Genomic DNA, 19474 nt, shown 5'->3' with positions numbered 1-19474 from the left:
CCGAATTCCACACCACCCGTGTGTCCGGACCGCACATGCGCGAAGATGGGCGGGTGAGTTTCTGGCCAGCGCCCCATATCGAGGTCCCCGTCCACGCGACCGTGACCCTGCCCGGTTCGAAATCCATCACCAATCGCGCGCTCATCCTGGCCGCACTGGCCGATGGCCCGTCCACCCTCACCGGTGCGCTGCGCAGCCGCGACACCGACCTGATGATCAAGGCGCTGCAGAGCCTGGGCACCGAGATCCTCGGTGACGCCGAGACGCTCGAGGTCACCCCGGCGCCACTGCGCAGTGCCGCCGTCGACTGCGGCCTGGCGGGCACCATCATGCGGTTCCTGCCGCCCGCCGCCGCGCTGGCGACCGGCGACGTCGCCTTCTTCGGTGACGAGCAGGCCAAGACCCGCCCGCTGACCACCATCCTCGACGCCCTGCGCAAGCTCGGTCTCGACGTCGACGGTGACGCGCTGCCGTTCGTCGTGCACGGCACCGGCAGCCTGCGCGGCGGTGCGGTCACCATCGACGCCTCGGGCTCCTCGCAGTTCGTCTCCGGCCTGCTGCTCTCGGCGGCCCGCTTCGACGAGGGCATCACCGTCCACCACGACGGCAAGCAGCTGCCGTCCATGCCGCACATCGAGATGACGGTGGAGATGCTGCGCCGCGCCGACGTGACCGTGCACACCCCCGCCGACTCGCGCAGCGCGCAGACCTGGACCGTGGAGCCGGGCCCGATCCGCGCGGTCGACTGGGAGATCGAGCCCGATCTGTCCAACGCCACCCCGTTCCTGGCCGCGGCGGCGGTCACCGGCGGCGAGGTGAGCATCCCGATGTGGCCGCGCGGCACCACCCAGCCCGGTGACGTGATCCGCGAGATCCTGGTCCGGATGGGCGCCGAGGCGCGCATCTTCGACGGCGTGCTCACCGTGCGCGGCCCCGGCCGCCTGGCCGGCATCGACATCGACCTGCACGACGTCGGCGAGCTCACCCCGACCGTGGCGGCGCTGGCCGCCCTGGCCGACTCGCCCTCGCACCTGCGCGGCATCGCGCACCTGCGCGGCCACGAGACCGACCGGCTCGCGGCGCTGTCCACCGAGATCAACCGCCTCGGTGGCGATGTCACCGAGACCGAGGACGGCCTCGAGATCGTGCCCGCCCCGCTGCACGGCGGACAGTGGCACTCCTACGCCGACCACCGGATGGCCACCGCCGGCGCGATTCTGGGCCTGCGGGTGCCCGGCGTGGAGATCGAGGACATCGGGACAACGGCCAAGACGCTGCCGACCTTCGTCACCCTGTGGGAGCAGATGCTCGACCCCGCCCTATCGGGTGAGGGAGCGGCGCGCTGAGCCGCCGCGGCCGTACCGCAGCCAGCTACGACGAATCCGATGTCCGGGTCCGCCCGGGCAGGGCCTCGCGTCCGCGCACCAAGACCCGTCCGCAGCACAACGACGCCGAGGCCGCCATGGTGGTCTCGGTGGACCGCGGTCGCTGGGGCTGTGTGCTCGACGGTGACGCCGACCGGCGCATCGTCGCCATGCGGGCCAGGGAACTCGGCCGCACCCCGATCGTGGTCGGCGACCAGGTCGACGTCGTCGGCGATCTCACCGGCAAGCCCGACACCCTCGCCCGGATCGTGCGGGTCGCCGAGCGCAGCACCGTGCTGCGGCGCACCGCCGACGACACCGATCCGTTCGAGCGGATCGTCGTCGCCAACGCCGAGCAGTTGTTCATCGTGGTCGCGCTGGCCGATCCGCCGCCGCGCACCGGGTTCGTCGAGCGGGCCATGGTGGCCGCGTACGCCGGTGGGCTGGAACCGATCCTGGTGCTCACCAAACGCGATCTGGTCGCCGAATCCGAATTCGCGACCGCCTTCGATGGCTTGGACCTGAAGATCCTCTACGCCGGGATCGATGACCCGATCGAGCCGGTGCTGGAACTGCTCGACGACCGGCTCACCGCCCTGATCGGGCATTCCGGGGTCGGCAAGTCGACGATGGTGAATCGTCTTGTGCCCGATGCCTATCGGGCCGTGGGCGAGGTGTCCGGGGTGGGCAAGGGCAAGCACACCTCCACCCAGTCGGTGGCCCTCCCGCTGCCCGCGGGCGGCTGGGTGATCGACACCCCCGGCGTGCGGTCGTTCGGGCTGGCCCACATCACGCCCGACGACGTCATCGCCTCGTTCACCGACCTGGCCGACGCCATCGAGGACTGTCCGCGCGGCTGCACCCACCTGGGTCCGCCCGCCGATCCGGAGTGCGCGCTGGACCAGCTCCCCGGCACGGAGCGGCGGGTCGCCGCGATTCGTCAGCTGCTGACCGCGCTGATCTCGAACGAGACCTGGTAGCAACCGATTCCGTGCCGGGGAGGGGTGCTCAGAACCCGAAGGATCCGGTGCCGGTACCGCCGCCGTCACCCGGGCCGGGATCGGTCGGCACGTCGGCCACGGTGACCACCTTGGTGGTCGACGAGCTGGCCACGCCGCTGCGGCCGGAGAACGTCGCGCCGATGGTGTAGGCACCCGCGGCGCCCGGCGTCCACACGATCGTGGCCTTGCCGTTCGCGGCGACCGGGATGTCGCCGAGGACGTTGTCACCGGCCTTGAACTGGACGGTGCCGCCCGCCGCCGCGGGCGAGACGCTGGCCTCCAGCGTGACGGCCTTGCCGACCTGCGCGCCGGTCACGTCGGTGAGCACGGTGCTCGACACGGCGTCGCTGGACACCGTGATGTTCGGGCCCTTGCCCTGGTAGGTGCCGTCGCCGAGCGAGCCGCCGTAGTGCATGGAGGTCGGCAGCGGGGTGTCGCGGGCGCAGTTCACGCCCACCTTGTACTGCACCTCGAAGGTCTGCGACTTCGGCTCGATGTTCGGGTACACCGGGTACTTGGTGATGCCGAATTCGGCGCGCACCCAGTCCGAGGACGAGGTGTCGAGCTGGACCTGGTCACCGCCCATCTTGGCCGAGCCGGCGACCGGGGTCAGGCACGCCGGGTGCAGGTCCTTGATGTTGTAGATGTATTCGACCGGGATGCCGGTGCGCTCGAACTTCGTCGTCACGGTCACGGTGTCGCCGACGACCGGGTTGGTGTTGGACACCGTCCGGGTGAACTTGCTGTTCCCGTCGTTCCAGGTGATCGTTCCCGGCGCGGCCGAGGCCGTCGCCGGCATCGCCGCCACCGCGAAGCCGGCCGCCACCGCGAACGCGGCCATCGAACCGGCTACCCGCTGCACTCTTCTGTCCACCATCGTTGTCTCCCACGTACACCGGGCGCCCTCGACATCTTCGTCGAGGCGTTCCATCGCCCGAGTTGGCGAGCAGTAGATCACGCAGCGGCACCCCGGCGGATCGAAATCCGAAATGAGTCTCATTCAGATTGCGAATTCGACTCACGTTGGTTCGCGTTCCCGGCAACGGACACCCGGCGCCGGTAGCGTCTCCCCCATGAAGCCACCGGCGATCGGTTATCTGCGCCGCGACATCTCGGGTGTCGCCCAATCCTGGGACGAAACGCAGATCCGTTCCCTAGCCGAACGACTCGGCTACCGCTTCACCAAGACCGTCGTCTTCAGCGACCGCACCATGGACCCGCTCGGCCGCCTGCTCGACGTGGTGACCACCACCGAGGCCGCCGCCGTGGTCACCCCCGACCTCACCCACCTGGGCGCCGATCTCCCCCACCGGTTACTCGCCGCCTGCGACATCATCACGGTCTCCCCCGAGATCACCCACGCCCGCACGATCCCCGCCCTCCCCGCCTGATCCACCGGCGGACCATGGACGTTCCTATCGTCTGATCGACGTGGGCGCCACCGTGGGCTCGCACGGCCTCCGGCGCGGAACGATGAACCTCGCAAAACGCCCATCTTTTGCGAGCCTCGGAGGCCGTGCCATGTGTTCCGACATCCTCGACCTGGACGCTGTCGACATCGATCCCGACGACTACGTCCAGGCCTTGATGAGCTGGCATTTCGGTGCCGACACCGGGAGTCCGTACTGGTTACGGCGGGCCGCCGGGCTCGACTTCGATCCACGGACCGACGTGCGGACCTTCGACGATCTGCGCCTGTTCCCCAACGTGATCGACGAGTTCCGCGATGTCGCGGTGGAGGATCTGATCCCGCGCGGGCTGCGCGGCGCGGATCGGGAGATCGCCGGGATCTTCGAGAGCGGCGGGACCACCGGCGCGCCGAAGCGGTTCGTGATGTTCGAGCGCTGGATGGAGTTCGCGCTGTCCTGGGACGAGCACCACTACGCCGACCTCGGGACCACGAACACCCTGGCCATCGCGCCCAGCGGCCCACACATGTTCGGGGAGTTCGCGTCCCGGCGCGCCCACAGGCACCACGGCGTGAAGTTCACCGTCGACCTGGACCCGCGCTGGATCAAGTACCTGATCGGCTCCGGTGACACCGACGGCGCCGACCGCTACGCCGAGCACCTGATCGACCAGGCCGCCGCCATCCTGACCACCCAGTCGGTCGGCATCCTCATCGCGACCCCGCCGCTGCTCGAGCGGCTGGCCCGGCGCGAGGAGCTGGTCGACGCGGTCCGCAAGCAGGTGAAGTTCCTGTGCTGGAGCGGCGCGCACATGGACGCCGACACCAGGGACATCCTGCGGCAGGAGGTCTTTCCCGGCATCCCGCTCAAGGGCCTCTACGGCAGCACCACCATCCTCGGCATGTCGCGCGAGCGCGATGTCGAGCGCGCGGACGGGCTGGCCGTGTTCGACACGCCGAGCCCCTACATCGCGTTCCGCGTGGTCGATCCGGCGACCGGTGACGACGTCGCCGACGGCGAGCGCGGTCAGGTCGTGATGAACCACCTCACCAAATACGCGCTGCTGCCGAACAATCTGGAGCGCGACACCGCGCTGCGCGCCGAACCCGCGCCGGGCACGCTGGGCTGCGCGGTCGCCGATGTGCGGCCGGTGCAGACCTTCGCCGACAAGTCCGTCATCGAGGGGGTGTACTGATGATCGAGATCGACGCCCTCGGGCCCGCCGGCGCGTATCACGCCAGGCAGCGCATTCCGATCACCGCCCTGGACGGCACCGAAGTCGGTGAGCTGGGCCAGGTTCCGGCCCTGTTCGTCCGGCGCGCGATCGCCGCCATGCGGGCGGCGCCCACTGTCCCGGCCGCTGAACGCTTCGCCCTCATGGCGAAGGCCGCCGAGCTGTTCACCACCGCCACCATCGGCGGGCTCGATCCCGAGGAGTACATCCGGATCGTCTCGACCGTGTCCGGGGTGCCCCAGCAGGTGGTGCGCCAGTCGGCCGAGTGGGTCGCCGACGTCCTGCGCTCGCAAAGCGACACACTGGCTTCGGCGATGCCGCAGGGCGCCGTCGCGGAATGGTCCGACGAGCGCACCCGCGAGGGTGCGGGCGTGTGGGTCCGCAAGGGCGAGGTGTTCGCGGTGCACGCGGCGGGCAACACCCCGGCGGTGCACGGGCTCTGGCCGGAGGCACTGGCGCTGGGCTACAAGGTCGTCGTCCGGCCCTCGGCACGCGAGCCGTTCACCGCCTTCCGGCTGGTGAGCGCGCTGCGGATGGCGGGGTTCCCGCCCGCGACGATCACCCTGCTGCCCACCGACTACGCCGCCGCCGATGTGATCATCGCCGAGGCCGACTACGCGATCGTCTACGGCGGTCAGGACGTCGTCGACAAGTACGGCACGAGCTCGCGGGTGCTCACCCAGGGCCCCGGCCGGTCCAAGATCCTGATCACCGCCGACGTGGACTGGCGGGAGCGGATCGACGTGATCGCCGATTCGGTGAGTCATCTGGGCGGCACCGCCTGCACCTGCACCACCGGGGTGCTGGTCGAAGGCGACCCGGAACCGGTGGCCCGCGCGCTGGCCGAGCGCCTGGAGCGCATCCCGAGCCTGCCCGCCGACCATCCCGACGCCATCCTCACCGTGCAGCCGCTGCCGACGGTGACGGCGATCGACGAGTACCTGCACGAGGTCGCGGGCACGGCGACACCGCTGCTCGGCGGCGACACCATCGTCGACGAACTCCCCTCCGGCGGTGCGGTGCTGCGCCCGGCCGTGCACCTGGTCGACACCGCGACCGCGCCGCAGCTCGGGGTCGAACTGGCCTTCCCGTGCGTCTGGGTGGGGCCGTGGCAGCCCGCGGACGGCATCGCGCCCCTGCGGGACACGCTGGTGCTGACGGCGATGACCACCCGCGCGGATCTGGTCGACGCCCTGCTGACCGAGCCGACCATCACCAATCTCTACCTCGGCGACAATCCCACCACCTGGCTGCGACCCGGCGTTCCGCACGACGGCTACCTGGCCGAATTCCTCATGCGCTGCAAGGGCATGATCCGCTCCGGCATCTGATCCGGCGCGCTCGCGCCCGGCCTGTCCCCGCCGGGCGCGGGCGCGTACGCGAAAATGACCGGGTGACCACCGAGAACCCGCGCCCCCGGCCACCGGCGATGAGCCCGACCATCCTGGTGATCACGCTGTCGCGCCGGGTCGAGGCCGAACTGAGCGCCGGGCTGGCCCCACTGGACCTCACGGTCGCCAGGCTCGGGCTCCTCGGGCACATCAACGGCGTGCCGGGGGCGTCGTTCAGCGAGCTGGCGCGGATGTCGGGAACGAGCGTGCAGAGCGTGCACACCGCGGTGAAGTCGCTGGTCGCGGCCGGGCTGGTGCAGGACCGCACCGCGCGCGCCGGATCGGCCTCGGCGATCGAGCTCACCGAGGCGGGCACCCGGCTGCTCGGTGAGGCGCGAAAAGTGGTGACCCAGGTCGACACTCAGCTCTTCGGACCCGACGCCGACCCGATTCAGCGGCGCGTCGGCGCGGCCATCGTCGCCGCGTTCACCGGCGCGTCGCCCGCCTGACCAGCGTTCGCACCGGACGTGACCCAGCCGACCTTCAATGTTGTTGAAACTCGAGCTAAGCTTCAGTCACATTGAAGGTCGGAGGGAGTCGACAGGTGGAACATCTCTTGCTGTCCGTGCACGTGGTCGCGGGCATCGTCTTCGTCGGGGGCTCGGCGGTCGCGACCAGCCTGTTCCCCCGCTACGCCCCGGTAGCGGCGGGCGGCCCCGATCCCGACTCGGTGCGCAGCCGCTCGGTGGCGGTCGCCCTGCACCGGATCACCGGCAACTACGCCAAACTCGCGATCATCGTCCCGGTGATCGGCATCGTCCTGGCCACCCTCCAGGGCCGGATGAACGAAATCTGGATCACCGTCGCCATGATCACCACCGCCATCGCGGGCGGCCTGCTCGCCGTGCAGATCCACCCACTCCAGCGCCAGGCCCTCGACACCCCCGACGCGGGCAGCCGCCTGAAGACGCTGTCGATGCTGGCCGGCATCTACAACCTGCTCTGGACGGCGGTCGTCGTCCTCATGATCGTCCGCCCCGGATCCGCGAGCTGAAAGAGAGTCCCGACATGACCGACCAGGGTGTCACCTTCATCAATGTCATCGAAGTCCCGGCCGCCGACGTCGACGCCTTCGTCGCCCAGTGGCGCGAGCGCGTCGCGCTGATGCGCACCGCCCCCGGCTTCCGTGACGTCCGCCTGCACCGCGCCCTGCTGCCCGACTCCCGCTTCCAGCTGGTGAACGTCGCGCACTGGGACAGCGCCGAGGCCTGCGAGGCCGCCGGTCTGAACCCCACCGTCGTCGCGTCGGTCGACCAGGCCCGCCGGGTCGCGAGCGCCAACCCCGCCCTCTACCAGGTCGTCGCCGAATTCCCCTGAGCCGCGCGGCTTCTCGCCGCCATCGGCGTCAGGCGTGTTTGGCGCCGATGGTGTGCAGGATTTCGTGGATGATCGGGTCGGCCAGGCGATTGGTGACCGTGCGGCCTTCGCGGCTGGAGGCGACGCAGCCTTCCTGGCGCAGGACGCGCAGGGCCTGGGAGATCGCGTTCTCGGTGCGGCCGATGGCGGCGGCCAGTTCACCGACGCTGATGCCGGGGGTGCGGTGCAGGCACAGCAGGATCTCCAGGCGGTTCGGGTCGGAGAGCAGGTCGAATCGCTGGGCCCAGGTGGCGATTTCGACGTCGCCGATCGCGCGCCGACCGAGCTCGACCGGCGATCCGTCCAGTGTGCGTGGCTCTCCCATGACGGCGTTCAGCTTAGTCCTCGACTGGACACCGCCGCTATCATCTGTCCATCTGTTCAGATAAACATGAGTTGGGATGATGGATGAGGCTCCGCGCTCGGTCGCTGTTCGCTGTGGGGGTCGCGTGCGCGCTGGCCGTGTCGCTGTCCTCGTGTGGCGCGCCGACGAGCGGGTCGACCGACTCGCTGGTCCTCGCCGATGCCTATGAGCTGGGCGGATACAACCCCGTCGCCGGGTACGGCGCGGCCGGTGAGGCCAAGATGTACGACGGCCTGCTGCGGTTGACCGGCGGCGCGGGGCTGTCGGGATTCGCCCCCGCGCTGGCCACCGCCCTGCCCACCCCGAACGCCGATGCCACGGTGTGGACCGCGCCGCTGCGCACCGGCGTGCGGTTCAGCGACGGCTCCGCGTTCGACGCCGACGACGTGGTCGCCACCTATCGGGCGATCCTGGACCCGGCCTCGGCCTCGGAGGCGCGCTCGTCGTTCTCGATGATCGAGCGGGTCGAGGCCGTCGACCCGGCCTCGGTCCGGTTCACCCTGCGTCACTCCTACGCCGCGTTCGCGACGAAGCTGCTCATCGGCATCGTTCCGGCGGAGTCCGTCGCGACTCCGGGCCCGGCGACGGCGTCCGCGCTCAATTCCGCGCCCATCGGTACCGGCCCGTACCGGCTCACCAGCCTGGAATCGACCCGCGCGGTCTTCGAGGCGAACGAGGACTACTGGGGCGGCGCACCCGCGGTGAAACGCCTGACGCTGCTCTACGTCCCCGACGACAACACCAGGGCGCAGCGGATGGCCAGTGGTGAACTCGACGGCACCACGCTGCCACCGCTGCTGGCGAAGACGTTCGCCGAGCGGCCGTCGATGGCGGTGCGGTCCAACACGTCCGCCGATTGGCGCGGCGTCTCGATGCCCGCGGGCGATCCGGTGGCCGGTGATCCGGCCGTGCGCCTGGCGCTCAACCACGCGGTCGATCGCCAGGCCATGATCGACAACATCCTCGGCGGGTACGGCCGCCCCGCCTACACCCCGATTCCCGAGGTCTACGGCGATTCCCACAACCCGGCGGTGACCTTCGCGTTCGACCGGACCCGCGCCGAACGCATCCTCGACGACGCGGGCTGGCGAGCCGGGCCCGACGGCATCCGCGCGAAAGACGGTGTGCGCGCGAAGTTCACGGTGATGTACAACTCCACCGACACCCTGCGCCGCGATCTCGCGCTGGCCTTCGTCTCCGATGCCAAGCGGGTCGGCGTCGAGGTCGATCTGGAGGCGCTGTCCTGGGACCGGATCGAGCCGCGCATCGACACGGCGGGCATCCTGCTCGGCGGCGGCAGCGAGCCCTACGATCCCGATACCCAGGCCTACGCCACCCTGCACTCGCCCGCGGCCGACCCGAGCGCGGGCAGCCCGTACGACAACGCGAGCAGGCACGCCGACCCGGCGATCGACGCGCTGCTCGAACAGGCGAGGCGCAGTACCGATCCCGCGGTCAGGGCGACCGCCTACCACGACGTGCAGAGCCGCTACGGCCAGAACCCGAGCCACGTGTTCCTGGTGCACCTGGATCACGCCTACGTGGTGAAGGACTCGGGTTGGACCACCTCCGGCCCGATCCTCGAACCGCACACCCACGGCGTGACCTGGGGCCCGTGGTGGTCGTTGCAGACCTGGACCCGGCCGTGACCCGCGGCCGATTCCGCGGACGCGGCATCGGCGCCATGGCGGGCCGTCGGCTGGCGGCCCTGGTTCCGGTGCTCGCGGCGGTGTCGGCCGGGCTGTTCGCGGCGGCGGCGATCTCGCCGTTCGACCCGCTGGTCGGCTATCTCGGCGCGCGCTACGAGTCGACCAGCGCCGCCGACCGGGCCCTGCTCGCCCATCAGCTCGGCACGGACGCCCCCTGGTATCAGCTCTACCTGCGCTGGGTCGCCGACCTGATCGGTGGCGATCTCGGTGTCTCGCGCGGCTTCGCGCAGCCGGTGAGTACCCTGCTCGCCCAACGCATTCCGTGGACCGTGCTGCTGGTGGTCGTCGCGATGAGCGTGGCCGTGGCGATCGCGCTCGGCGCGGGCGTCTGGGCGGGCATGCGGCGCGGCGGGGTGGTCGACCGGACGATCGCCGCCGCGTGCGTGGTCATGCAGGGACTGCCGCCGTTCGTGGTGTCGCTGGCGGCGATCGGGCTCTTCGCGGTCGGCCTCGGCTGGCTGCCGCCCGCCGGGCTGACCGACGCGGGCGCCGACGTCGACGTCGCCCAGGTGGCGCGGCACCTCGTGCTGCCCGCCTCCGCGCTCGCGCTGTCCCAGGTGCCGTGGCTGCTGCTGGCCGTGCGGGAATCGGTGTCGGCCAACCGGAGTGAGGATTTCGTGGTGGGCGCGGTGACCAGGGGCATCGATGCCACGACCATCGCCCGCAGGCACATCCTGCCGACCTCGTTGGCCCCGTTCGTGACCATTCTCGGGGTGCGGCTGCCGGAGGTCGTGGTCGGCGCGGTGCTGGTCGAGGAGATCTTCTCCTGGCCCGGTGTCGCCGGCGCCTTCGTACAGTCGGCGAAGGACCTGGACATGGCGCTGCTGGCGATCCTGACCGTCGGCACGACTGGCGCGGTCATGCTCGGGTCACTGCTCGCCGACATCGCCGTCGTCGCGCTCGATCCGCGGGTGCGGGCCGATGGCTGAGCGGCGGCTGACCCTCGCGCTGGGCGTCCTGGCCGCGGTGGTGCTGTACGCGGTGCTGGTGCCGTGGGTGGCGGGGATCGACGACCGGCTCACCGATTTCGCCGCCGCGCGGCAGGCGCCGTCGGCGCGGTGGTGGTTCGGCACCGACGCGGCCGGGCGTTCGCTGTTCGTCCGGATCGCGGCGGCGCTGCGGACCTCGCTGCTGGTCGCGGCGTGCGCCGCCGCCGTGTCGACGGTGCTCGGTGTCGCCGTCGGCGCGGTCGCGGCATTGGCGGGCGGCCGGGTCGATCGGGTGGTGATGCGGCTGGCCGACACCGCGAACGCGCTGCCGCATCTGCTGCTCGGCATCGTGATCGTGGCACTGTTCCGCGGCAACGCGGTGGCGGTGGTGTTGTCGATCGGGCTCACCCACTGGGTGCAGGTCGCGCGGATCGTGCGCGCGGAGAGCCTGAGTCTGCGCGAACGCGAGTACATCGCGGCGGCGGTGCTCGCCGGGGCGGGCCGCAGCCATCTGCTGCTGCGGCATCTGCTGCCCGCTGTCGCGCCGCAGGCGCTCATCGCGGTGGTTCTGCTGCTGCCGCACGCGATCTGGCACGAGTCGACGCTGTCGTTCCTCGGATTCGGGCTGCCCCCGCACGAACCGAGTCTCGGTACCTTGCTCGAGGAAGCGCGGACCTCGCTGCTGCTCGGCGGCTGGTGGACGCTGGTCTTCCCGGCCGGGTTCCTCGTGCTGACCACGGTCGCGGTCGCCGTGGCCGGGTCGGCGCTGCGCGGGGTGCTGCTCCCACCGAGACCGTCGAGGATGCCCCGATGACCGGATTGTCGATCGACGCGCTCACCGTCCGGATTCCCCTGCGCGGCAACGACATCGTGCACGCCGCCACCGGTGTGTCGCTGACGGTCGCCGCGGGCACCGTGACCGCGCTGGCCGGCGAGTCCGGGTGCGGGAAGTCGATCGTCGCGAGCGCCGTCCTCGGTGTGCTGCCGCCGGAAGCGGTCACCACCGGGTCGGTTCGGCTCGAGCTGGGTGGACGGACCATCGACCTGATCGACGACGATCCCCGAACCGGAGGCCGGGCATCGCACGCCCCGCTCGGCGCGGCCCCGTCCCGCCGGACCTTCCGGCGCGTTCGCCCCCGCCCGCGCTCCTACCGCGGCCGCCATGTCGCGCTGATCCCCCAGTCGCCGAGCACGCATTTCACCCCGGTGCGCACCATCGGCTCGCAGCTCGCCGAGACGATCGCCGCGCTCGGCACCGATCACACCCCCGCCGATCTGGCCGACCGCGCCGGGCTCCCGTCCTCGGCGCTCGAGCTGTACGCGCACGAACTGTCGGGCGGGATGGCCCAACGCGCGGCGGTGGCCGCCGCGCTGGCCGGTGACCCGGAGGTGATCGTCGCCGACGAGCCGACCTCCGGGCTCGACCGGGCGCGCACCGATCAGATCGGGCAGTTGCTACGCGACTGCGCCGATCAGGGCGCCGCGGTCCTGCTCATCACCCACGATCTGGGACATCTGCTGCGCGCGGGCATCGCCGACACCATCGCGATCATGTTCGCCTCGCGCCTGATGGAGGTCGGGCCCGCGCGGCAGGTCCTCGACGATCCCTGGCACGACTACACCGGCGATCTGCTCGCCGCCCTGCCCGAACGCGGGCTGCGTCCGCTGCCGCATCCGCCGCTCGCGCTGACCAACCTGACCGAGATCTGCCCGTACGCGGGCGGACCCACCGAGCTGGTTCGCGAGGGCCTGCGCATGATCCGTCGACCGAGGACCTGATGCTTGTCGCCGACGCCCTGACCGTGGGCTACCGATCCGACGCCCCCGTGGTCCGCGGGGTCGACCTGCGGGTCGGACCTGGCGAGATCGTCGGGATCACCGGCGATTCCGGCTCGGGCAAGACCACCCTGGCCAAGACCATGGCCGGGCTGCTCCCGCCGAGCGCGGGCACGGTCACCCTCGACGGCGCACCGCCGCGTGCCCGGCGCGGCGCGATCGCGATGGTCTTCCAGTCACCGCGCGCCGCCACCAATCCCCAGTTCACCCTGGCCCGAATCATCGCCGAACCGGCCACGATCCGCCGCGCCCCGGCACCCGACCTCACCGCCGTCGCCGCCGAGGTCGGCCTCACCCCCGACCTGCTCGACCGCCGCCCGCACGCCCTCAGCGACGGCCAGCTGCAACGCGCCTGCGTGGCCCGCGCCCTCCTCCAGCGCCCCCGCTACCTCGTCCTCGACGAGGCCACCGCGATGCTCGACGCCGCCACCACCGCCACCATCCTCCGCCTGATCATGACGAAAGCCACCGACGACCTCGGCGTCCTCCTGATCAGCCACGACCACGCCCTCCTCACCGCCACCTGCACCCGCGTCACCACCGTCGCCAACGGCACCCTGACCCCACCCTGAAGCCTCAGGCTGTCCTCAGCAACGCGGCTCAGCGTGTGTACCACGGGCAGGCCACCACAAAGGTAGTATGCATTTTGTTGGGTAAGGGCCAACTATATGCACACCATGTGGAGGTGGCTCGATGACGGAACACCGCAGCATCCTGCTGCCCACCGAGCTCTGGCGGGCACCCCTGCGAACCCTGCGCCCGCAGGATCTGGCCAACGTGTACGCCCAACCGCGGCCCGAGATCGCCCGACTCGTTGATCGGGGTGCGCTGCACCGCGTTGCACACGGCTACTACGTCATCGTCCCGCCGGACCATATCGGCCGCCCCTGGCTGCCTGGCCTGGAGGCCGTGGCCGCAGGTATCGCGTCGTCGATTTACGGGCCGGACCACGCCGTGTTGATGGGAATCAGCGCGGCTCGCGTTCTCGGAGCCCTCCCGCGCGCGCTGGCGACCGCGATTGTCGCGGTACCGCGCCAGCACCGGCCGATCACACTGACCGACCGCGCCGCGCAAGTCCGTTTCGTCCGCCGCGATACCGATGCTCTCGACGCGGAGCGCGCTGAAACCCCACTGGGCCCGGTACTGGTCACGACACCGGAGCAGACAGTGCTCGACCTTGCCCGGCGTCCGGAATTGGGCAACGCCGAGGGGGAGGTCCTTCCGGCGATCAAGACGCTCTACCGCCGGAGCGATCCGGCACGGCTCGAGCAACTAGCCGGGAACCAACATCGGCTCGCGAAACTTCGAGAGGTGGAAAGCTGGGTGGGGAATGAAGAGCGATGAGCGTGACAGTGTCGCAGCCCAATTCGGAGTCGCGCCAGAGCAGGTCGAGCGTGACCACCTCATCTCCTATCTGCTTGCGGCAATCGGCAGCAGGTTCGGCGACCGGTTGCACTTCATCGGCGGTACCGCACTTGCTCGTACACACCTGGTGAGTGGAAGGCTCAGCGAAGATATCGACCTGGTCGCACTCGACAACCGTGCGGCACTGGCAGCTGAACTCGATGCCGCGTTGCCGCGATCGGTCGCACGGAGCCACGGCCGACTGGAGTGGGAACCATCATTGAGCGATATCCCGGATACCGGAGCCGCGCACCTTCGCTCCGGATCCGGCGTGTCTGTCAAGATTCAGTTGCTGTCCGCACGTGGCAGACCAGCGTGGCCCACTGAACTCCGCGGGCTCGAACAGCGGTACGCCGACGCACCGTCTGTTGAACTGCTCGTGCCCACATTGCCCGCTTTCGTCGCGGGAAAGACCACGACATGGCATGACCGGCGCGCACCACGCGACCTGTGGGATCTCTGGGCGTTGAACAAAATCGGCGCGATCGACAGTGTCGCGGGACGGTTGTACCTAAGGCATGGTCCGACCAACCGCCTCCCAGCCCGGCAACTGTTCGATCGAGCGCCGGACGAGCGTGACTGGAACTCGCAGCTGGCCGGACAGACTCGACTACAGACAAGCGCCGAGACCGCACTGTCGTCAGTCCGGGATGCATGGGCACGCATCACGGATAGTCGACCTTGAAGCCTCAGGCTGTCCTCAGCAACGCGGCTTAGCGTGTGCTCCCGTGACTTTCACGCAGGGGAATTCCGAGACCGAGCGGCGCAGTCTGAGTGGGTGGGGACGCACCGCGCCGACCGTCGCCGAGGTATTGCGCACAGCTGATCTCGGCGTGATCGCCGAGCGGGTGCGCACGGCGGGCCCGCGCGGGGTGATCGCCCGCGGACTGGGCCGTAGTTACGGCGATCCGGCGCAGAACGGCGGCGGGCTGGTCGTCGACATGACCGCCCTGGACCGTATCCACAGCATCGATCCCGACAGCGGGATCGTCGACGTCGACGCCGGGGTCAGCCTCGACACCCTGATGCGGCGCGCGCTGCCGCACGGACTCTGGGTGCCGGTGCTGCCCGGCACCAGGCAGGTGACGGTCGGCGGGGCCATCGGGTCGGATATCCATGGCAAGAACCATCATTCGCAGGGCAGCTTCGGCAATCACGTGGTGTCGCTGGACCTGCTCACCGCCGACGGTTCGGTGCGGACGCTGACACCGACGGGTCCCGGGTCCGAGCTGTTCTGGGCCACCGTCGGCGGCATGGGGCTGACCGGCATCGTCACCGGGGCGCGAATCCGGTTGAAGCACACCGAGACCGCGTACTTCTTCGTCGACAACGACCGCACCCGCGATCTCGACGAGACGATGGCGCTGCTGACCGGCGGATCCGACGACGGCTACGACTATTCGATGTCGGTACCGGACACCATTTCCACCGGCGCGAAACTCGGCCGCGCCGGTTTCAGCCGTGGTTCGCTTGCGACGCTGGACCAGCTGCCGGTGAAACTCCGCAGCAAACCCCTGAATTTCGATGCACCGCAATTGTTCACCGTGCCCGATATCTTTCCGAACGGGATGGTCAACAGTGTCACGACGCGCATCGCGGCCGAGGCGGCGCATCGCATGTTCCCGCGGCGGGCGCGCGGCCGGATCCAGAATCTGACGCAGTTCTATCACCCGCTGGATCTGCTCGGCGAATGGAATCGCGCCTACGGCAGGCGCGGCTTCCTGCAGTACCAGTTCTCGATGCCGTTCGGCGCCGAGCAGCAGCTCGCCCGTGCGGTGCAGGCCATCGCCGAGTCGGGGCACCACTCGTTCCTCAACGTGTTCAAGCGGATGGGTCCGAGCAACCCGGCGCCGCTGTCCTGGCCGCACCCCGGATACATGCTGAGCTTGGACTTCCCCATCGCCGCCGGTCTCGACCGGTTCTGCCGCGAGCTCGACGAACGGGTGCTGGTCGCGGGCGGGCGGCTGTACTTCGCCAAGGACTCACGGACCGCGCCGGAGACGATCGCGGCGATGTATCCCCGCCTGGCCGAATGGCGGCGGGTGCGCGACCTGGCCGATCCCGAGCAGGTCTTCGCCTCCGATCTCTCGCGGCGGCTCCAGCTCGTTCCGGCGGCGGTGCAGCACGTCCGACAATGACGTGTTCCAGATCACGATGACAAATCCCGAATGAAAGTTCCACTCGGCAAACGGCATTCGTGGACGATGACGCAGATCACTGTCCGTTTTGGGTTCTTATGACATTTTAAGTTACATCTCAGCAACATTGAGTTGGACACTTGTTCATGGGTGCTCGATCGAGGGCCTGCGCTCCTCCGGGAGCATTGCCATTGAGGGAAAGACTGCATTCATGAAGATCCGCAAGGTTGCCGCAACCTCCGCACTTGTCATCGCCGCGCTCGGTATCGCCACCGGCACCTCGCACGCCGCGCCCGCCCCGGCGCCCGTCCCCGCCTTCCTCGACGGGGTGAGCCAGGGCGTGAACCAGGTGCTGCCCGGCATCAACTGGAAGACCGGCATCGAGGGCGACTCGGTCGTCGTCGAGACCGACGCGGGCTCGCTGGCCAGCGAGAACGGCCAGTTCCAGGTCCGCGACGAGCAGGGCAACGTCGTGGTCGGGTTCCCGCTCGCGTACACGCTCAACGACCTCGAGTACCCGATCGACGCCGCCATCGACGGCACCCGCGCCGTGCTCACCCCGCGCACCGAGGCCGCCTCCGCCCGGCCGTCGACCCTGCTCAAGGACGTCGTCCGGCAGGACGCCTTCGACGACGCCGTGAGTGCCGCCGCCACCCAGTTCGGCATCGTCACCGCCATCGGCACCCTGGTCGGCACCCTCGTCGGTGGCGTCGCGGGCTGCGCGCTCGGCGCCGCGGGCGGCGTGCTCCTCGGCATCCCGGTCCTCGCCCTCGGCGGCGCGACCGGTGTCGCCGGCTGCCTGGCCGGTGGCGCGGTCGGCATCCCGCTGGGCGCCGCCGCCGGTCTGGTGATCACCGGCGTGCCCGCCGCGATCGCGATCGGCATCGGCTTCCACAACCGGATCAACGCGCCGGAAAACCAGTAGTACCCGCGAAGGCCCCGTCCACCGGACGGGGCCTTCGTGCTGTCGTCAGTCCGTGAGCCGGATACGCAGCGTCTCGTAGGTGGGGATGAAGACCTTGCGCCGGTAGCGGCGCTCGACGATCTCCCACGGCCTGCCCGCCGCGGTGAGCGCCTCGAGCAACGCGGTCAGCTCGGAGTGGACGAGCTGGGCGCCCAGGCACAGATGGCGCCCGCCGCCGAACCAGAGCTGGCGGGTCTCGGGCACGTAGTCGCGGTGCACGCTGAAGTCGCCGACCGCGTTGTTGATGGTCCAGGTCAGGATCTTCACGTGCTCCCCGGCCCGCAAGTCACGGTCCGCGACCCGCACGTCGGCGGTGACCGAGCGCCCGACCAGATAGGCCGGACTGGTCACCCGCAGCGTCTCACGCACCGCGTCGGGCAGCCGCTCGGGCGCGGCGAGCAGGGCCCGGTGCTCGCCGGTGTCGTGCATGATCGCGACCATCCTGGTCATCGCGCTGGCCAGGGTGTCGGTGCCCGCCACGGCCATCAGGATGGCCAGCCCGGCCGCGTGCTCGACGTCGAGACCGAGTTCGCGGCAGCGCCCCAGCGTGGTGTCGGGGTCGGCGCGCGCGTAGGCGGAAGGGACATTGACAGCGAGCTGCCCGGCCAGCTCCTTCGCGCGGGCCACCGCGACGGGGTCGAGCGTGGTCGAGGCCATGGTGCCGAAACCGAGGTTGACCAGCTCCTCGACGTGGTGGAACAGCCGCAGGAACAGCGCGTCCAGGTCGTCGGTGGGGTCGCCGCCGATCGCCGCGGCGATGTCCTCCGGACGCATCCCGACCAGGTCGGACACACTGCGCCCGACCAGGATCTGGGCGCGCGCGGCGATGTCGACGGTCTCGCCCCCGGCCAGCCGATCGCGCAGATCCCGCAGGTCAGGACCGATGACGCGCTGCACGAGCGCATCGGTGTGGGTGAGGGTGAACAGGTCGCGCACCTTGGTCCGCAGCTCGGTGTGGCCTGGCCCTTCGAACAGGTCCTCGACCCAGTCGCCGATGACCTGCGCCCACCAGTGCCCGGCGGCGCCCTCGGAGACGATGCTGAAGTGCGTGCTGTCGTTGTAGATCTGGCGCGCGACCAGCGGATCGGCAACGAACCAGCCGAGTTTGGGGACCTTGCGGATCGGGCGCGCGATCCGGCCCAGCAGCAGCACGCCGGGCAACCAGGGCTGACCTGCGGCGAGTAGGGTGAGTTCATGGCGTCGGGCAGCACTCCACACCCCGGCACAATCTAGTTGAGCGTGACCGAATAGTGAAGGTCTGTGACTAGGATCGGCGAGATGCGTTGATGGAGGACGATGCATCGCGCGATATTCGGAAGTGAACAAGCACATGGTGAAATCCACAATCGAGGCCGTCGGCGCGTATCTGCCCGCCCGCGAGGTGACCACGGCCGAGCTGATGAGCAAGCTGGCCATCGACGCGCCGCTGGATCTGGAGAAGGTCAGCGGGGTGGCGGCGCGGCGGGTGCGCGGCGTCGACGCCGAGGGCAGGCCGGAGGATTCGTTCAGCATCGCCCTCGCCGCCGCGCGCGAGGCACTGGCGAATTCCCGGTACGCGGCCGCCGAGCTGGATGTGATCATCTCCTGCTCGATCACCCGCACCCGCGGCGAGGACTTCTGCCTCGAGCCGTCCTTCGCGCTGATGCTGCGCTCCGAGCTCGGCGCGCACCGGGCGATCCACTTCGACGTGTCCAACGCGTGCGCGGGGATGATGACCGGAGTCCTGTTGCTGGACCGGATGATTCGCTCCGGTGCGGTCCGCAGGGGCCTGGTGGTCTCCGGCGAGTGCATCACCCCGATCTCCGACACCGCGGTGCGCGAGATCGCGCAGAAGTACGACCCGCAGTTCGCCTCGCTCACCGTCGGCGACGCGGGCGCGGCCGTGGTCCTCGACGCCACCGACGGCCCCGGCCTGGACTACGTGGAGCTCAACACCAGCGCCGCCTTCGCGAAACTGTGTCTCGGCATGCCGAGCGACCAGGGTCCCGGCGTCGCGCTCTACACCGACAATCGCGCGATGCACAACGAGTCCAGGTACCTGCTGTGGACCTCGCGGCAGCGCGAATTCCTCGCCGCCCGTGGCTCCGACTTCGCCGCCGAGGGCTACGACTACCTGATCCATCACCAATTCAGCGGTCCCGCGGTGGAATTGATCGACAAGATCGCCGAGCGCGAGTTCGACTCCCCGATGCCGCCGAAGCTGGCCGTGCTGGACCGCTACGGCAACACCGCGTCGACCTCGCACTTCGTGGTGCTGCACGACGCGCTGCGGCAGGGCCTGATCGCCCCGGGGTCCAAGGTGCTGCTGGTGCCCGCCGCGTCCGGGGTGGTCGCCGGGTTCTTGTCGGTGACAATCGGCGATCTGCGGGTATAGG

21 protein-coding genes are annotated in these 19474 nt (G+C 70.0%); 18 read left to right on the top strand and 3 right to left on the bottom strand.

The features are described from left to right. Positions 1-35 precede the first annotated feature (35 nt). Complete coding sequence (aroA, locus tag AB0H54_RS07330) at positions 36-1346, top strand: 3-phosphoshikimate 1-carboxyvinyltransferase (protein ID WP_357343483.1); 1311 nt, start codon at positions 36-38, stop codon at positions 1344-1346. Further along, complete coding sequence (gene rsgA, locus AB0H54_RS07325; RefSeq protein WP_357344244.1) at positions 1343-2344, top strand: ribosome small subunit-dependent GTPase A; 1002 nt, start codon at positions 1343-1345, stop codon at positions 2342-2344. The genes aroA and rsgA overlap by 4 nt, the downstream gene beginning before the upstream one ends. Positions 2345-2372: 28 nt before the next feature. Here the strand turns inward: rsgA and AB0H54_RS07320 are convergent, their stop codons facing one another. After that, on the bottom strand, positions 2373-3242 hold the full coding sequence (locus AB0H54_RS07320; protein WP_355276088.1) for an Ig-like domain-containing protein: 870 nt from the start codon (positions 3240-3242) through the stop codon (positions 2373-2375). A gap of 196 nt (positions 3243-3438) precedes the next feature. Between AB0H54_RS07320 and AB0H54_RS07315 the strand changes: the two genes are divergently transcribed. From AB0H54_RS07315 to AB0H54_RS07290, 6 genes are all read left to right on the top strand, one after another. Beyond that, a complete protein-coding gene (locus AB0H54_RS07315; protein WP_357343481.1) occupies positions 3439-3756 on the top strand; it encodes a hypothetical protein in 318 nt (105 codons plus the stop codon). Positions 3757-3886: 130 nt separating this feature from the next. Then, positions 3887-4969, top strand: a complete 1083-nt coding sequence (locus AB0H54_RS07310) for an AMP-binding protein (protein ID WP_357343479.1) — start codon at positions 3887-3889, stop codon at positions 4967-4969. Then, a complete protein-coding gene (locus AB0H54_RS07305) occupies positions 4969-6339 on the top strand; it encodes an aldehyde dehydrogenase family protein (RefSeq protein ID WP_357343477.1) in 1371 nt (456 codons plus the stop codon). The genes AB0H54_RS07310 and AB0H54_RS07305 overlap by 1 nt, the downstream gene beginning before the upstream one ends. Before the next feature lie 62 nt (positions 6340-6401). Then, positions 6402-6848 carry a MarR family winged helix-turn-helix transcriptional regulator gene (locus AB0H54_RS07300; protein ID WP_355276094.1) on the top strand — a complete coding sequence of 149 codons (447 nt, stop codon included), beginning with the start codon at positions 6402-6404 and terminating at the stop codon, positions 6846-6848. Positions 6849-6943: 95 nt separating this feature from the next. Further along, positions 6944-7393: a hypothetical protein gene (locus AB0H54_RS07295; RefSeq protein ID WP_357343475.1), complete on the top strand. Its 450-nt coding sequence runs from the start codon at positions 6944-6946 to the stop codon at positions 7391-7393. 14 nt (positions 7394-7407) lie between these two features. After that, a complete protein-coding gene (locus tag AB0H54_RS07290; RefSeq protein WP_357343473.1) occupies positions 7408-7716 on the top strand; it encodes an antibiotic biosynthesis monooxygenase family protein in 309 nt (102 codons plus the stop codon). A 28-nt stretch (positions 7717-7744) separates the two neighbouring features. Here AB0H54_RS07290 and AB0H54_RS07285 read toward each other — a convergent pair whose 3' ends face one another. Next, positions 7745-8080, bottom strand: a complete 336-nt coding sequence (locus AB0H54_RS07285; RefSeq protein ID WP_357343471.1) for a metalloregulator ArsR/SmtB family transcription factor — start codon at positions 8078-8080, stop codon at positions 7745-7747. Positions 8081-8163: 83 nt separating this feature from the next. Between AB0H54_RS07285 and AB0H54_RS07280 the strand changes: the two genes are divergently transcribed. From AB0H54_RS07280 to AB0H54_RS07240, 9 genes are all read left to right on the top strand, one after another. Continuing rightward, the gene (locus AB0H54_RS07280; protein ID WP_357343469.1) at positions 8164-9768 is read left to right on the top strand and encodes an ABC transporter substrate-binding protein; all 1605 of its coding nucleotides are present in this window, start codon (positions 8164-8166) and stop codon (positions 9766-9768) included. Positions 9769-9803: 35 nt separating this feature from the next. Beyond that, positions 9804-10757, top strand: a complete 954-nt coding sequence (locus AB0H54_RS07275; RefSeq protein WP_357344242.1) for an ABC transporter permease — start codon at positions 9804-9806, stop codon at positions 10755-10757. Then, entirely contained in the window at positions 10750-11571 is an 822-nt protein-coding gene (locus tag AB0H54_RS07270) for an ABC transporter permease (RefSeq protein WP_357343467.1), read from the top strand. Before AB0H54_RS07275 ends, AB0H54_RS07270 begins: the two co-directional genes overlap by 8 nt. Then, positions 11568-12536, top strand: a complete 969-nt coding sequence (locus AB0H54_RS07265) for an ATP-binding cassette domain-containing protein (protein ID WP_357343465.1) — start codon at positions 11568-11570, stop codon at positions 12534-12536. The genes AB0H54_RS07270 and AB0H54_RS07265 overlap by 4 nt, the downstream gene beginning before the upstream one ends. Beyond that, positions 12536-13165: an ATP-binding cassette domain-containing protein gene (locus AB0H54_RS07260; protein WP_357343463.1), complete on the top strand. Its 630-nt coding sequence runs from the start codon at positions 12536-12538 to the stop codon at positions 13163-13165. Before AB0H54_RS07265 ends, AB0H54_RS07260 begins: the two co-directional genes overlap by 1 nt. Before the next feature lie 121 nt (positions 13166-13286). Then, positions 13287-13937: a type IV toxin-antitoxin system AbiEi family antitoxin gene (locus tag AB0H54_RS07255; protein WP_357343461.1), complete on the top strand. Its 651-nt coding sequence runs from the start codon at positions 13287-13289 to the stop codon at positions 13935-13937. Continuing rightward, entirely contained in the window at positions 13924-14682 is a 759-nt protein-coding gene (locus AB0H54_RS07250; RefSeq protein WP_357343460.1) for a nucleotidyl transferase AbiEii/AbiGii toxin family protein, read from the top strand. Before AB0H54_RS07255 ends, AB0H54_RS07250 begins: the two co-directional genes overlap by 14 nt. 43 nt (positions 14683-14725) lie before the next feature. Next, positions 14726-16135 carry an FAD-binding oxidoreductase gene (locus AB0H54_RS07245; RefSeq protein ID WP_357343458.1) on the top strand — a complete coding sequence of 470 codons (1410 nt, stop codon included), beginning with the start codon at positions 14726-14728 and terminating at the stop codon, positions 16133-16135. Between the two features lie 211 nt (positions 16136-16346). Then, the gene (locus AB0H54_RS07240; RefSeq protein ID WP_357343456.1) at positions 16347-17060 is read left to right on the top strand and encodes a hypothetical protein; all 714 of its coding nucleotides are present in this window, start codon (positions 16347-16349) and stop codon (positions 17058-17060) included. A gap of 45 nt (positions 17061-17105) precedes the next feature. Here AB0H54_RS07240 and AB0H54_RS07235 read toward each other — a convergent pair whose 3' ends face one another. Further along, positions 17106-18317: a cytochrome P450 gene (locus tag AB0H54_RS07235; RefSeq protein ID WP_357343454.1), complete on the bottom strand. Its 1212-nt coding sequence runs from the start codon at positions 18315-18317 to the stop codon at positions 17106-17108. A 112-nt stretch (positions 18318-18429) separates the two neighbouring features. Between AB0H54_RS07235 and AB0H54_RS07230 the strand changes: the two genes are divergently transcribed. Then, positions 18430-19473 carry a 3-oxoacyl-[acyl-carrier-protein] synthase III C-terminal domain-containing protein gene (locus tag AB0H54_RS07230; protein WP_355276105.1) on the top strand — a complete coding sequence of 348 codons (1044 nt, stop codon included), beginning with the start codon at positions 18430-18432 and terminating at the stop codon, positions 19471-19473. Position 19474 lies beyond the last annotated feature (1 nt).

This window comes from Nocardia sp. NPDC050718, assembly GCF_040654235.1.
Classification (GTDB): domain Bacteria; phylum Actinomycetota; class Actinomycetes; order Mycobacteriales; family Mycobacteriaceae; genus Nocardia.
This window is presented reverse-complemented; position numbering and strand designations above follow the sequence as displayed.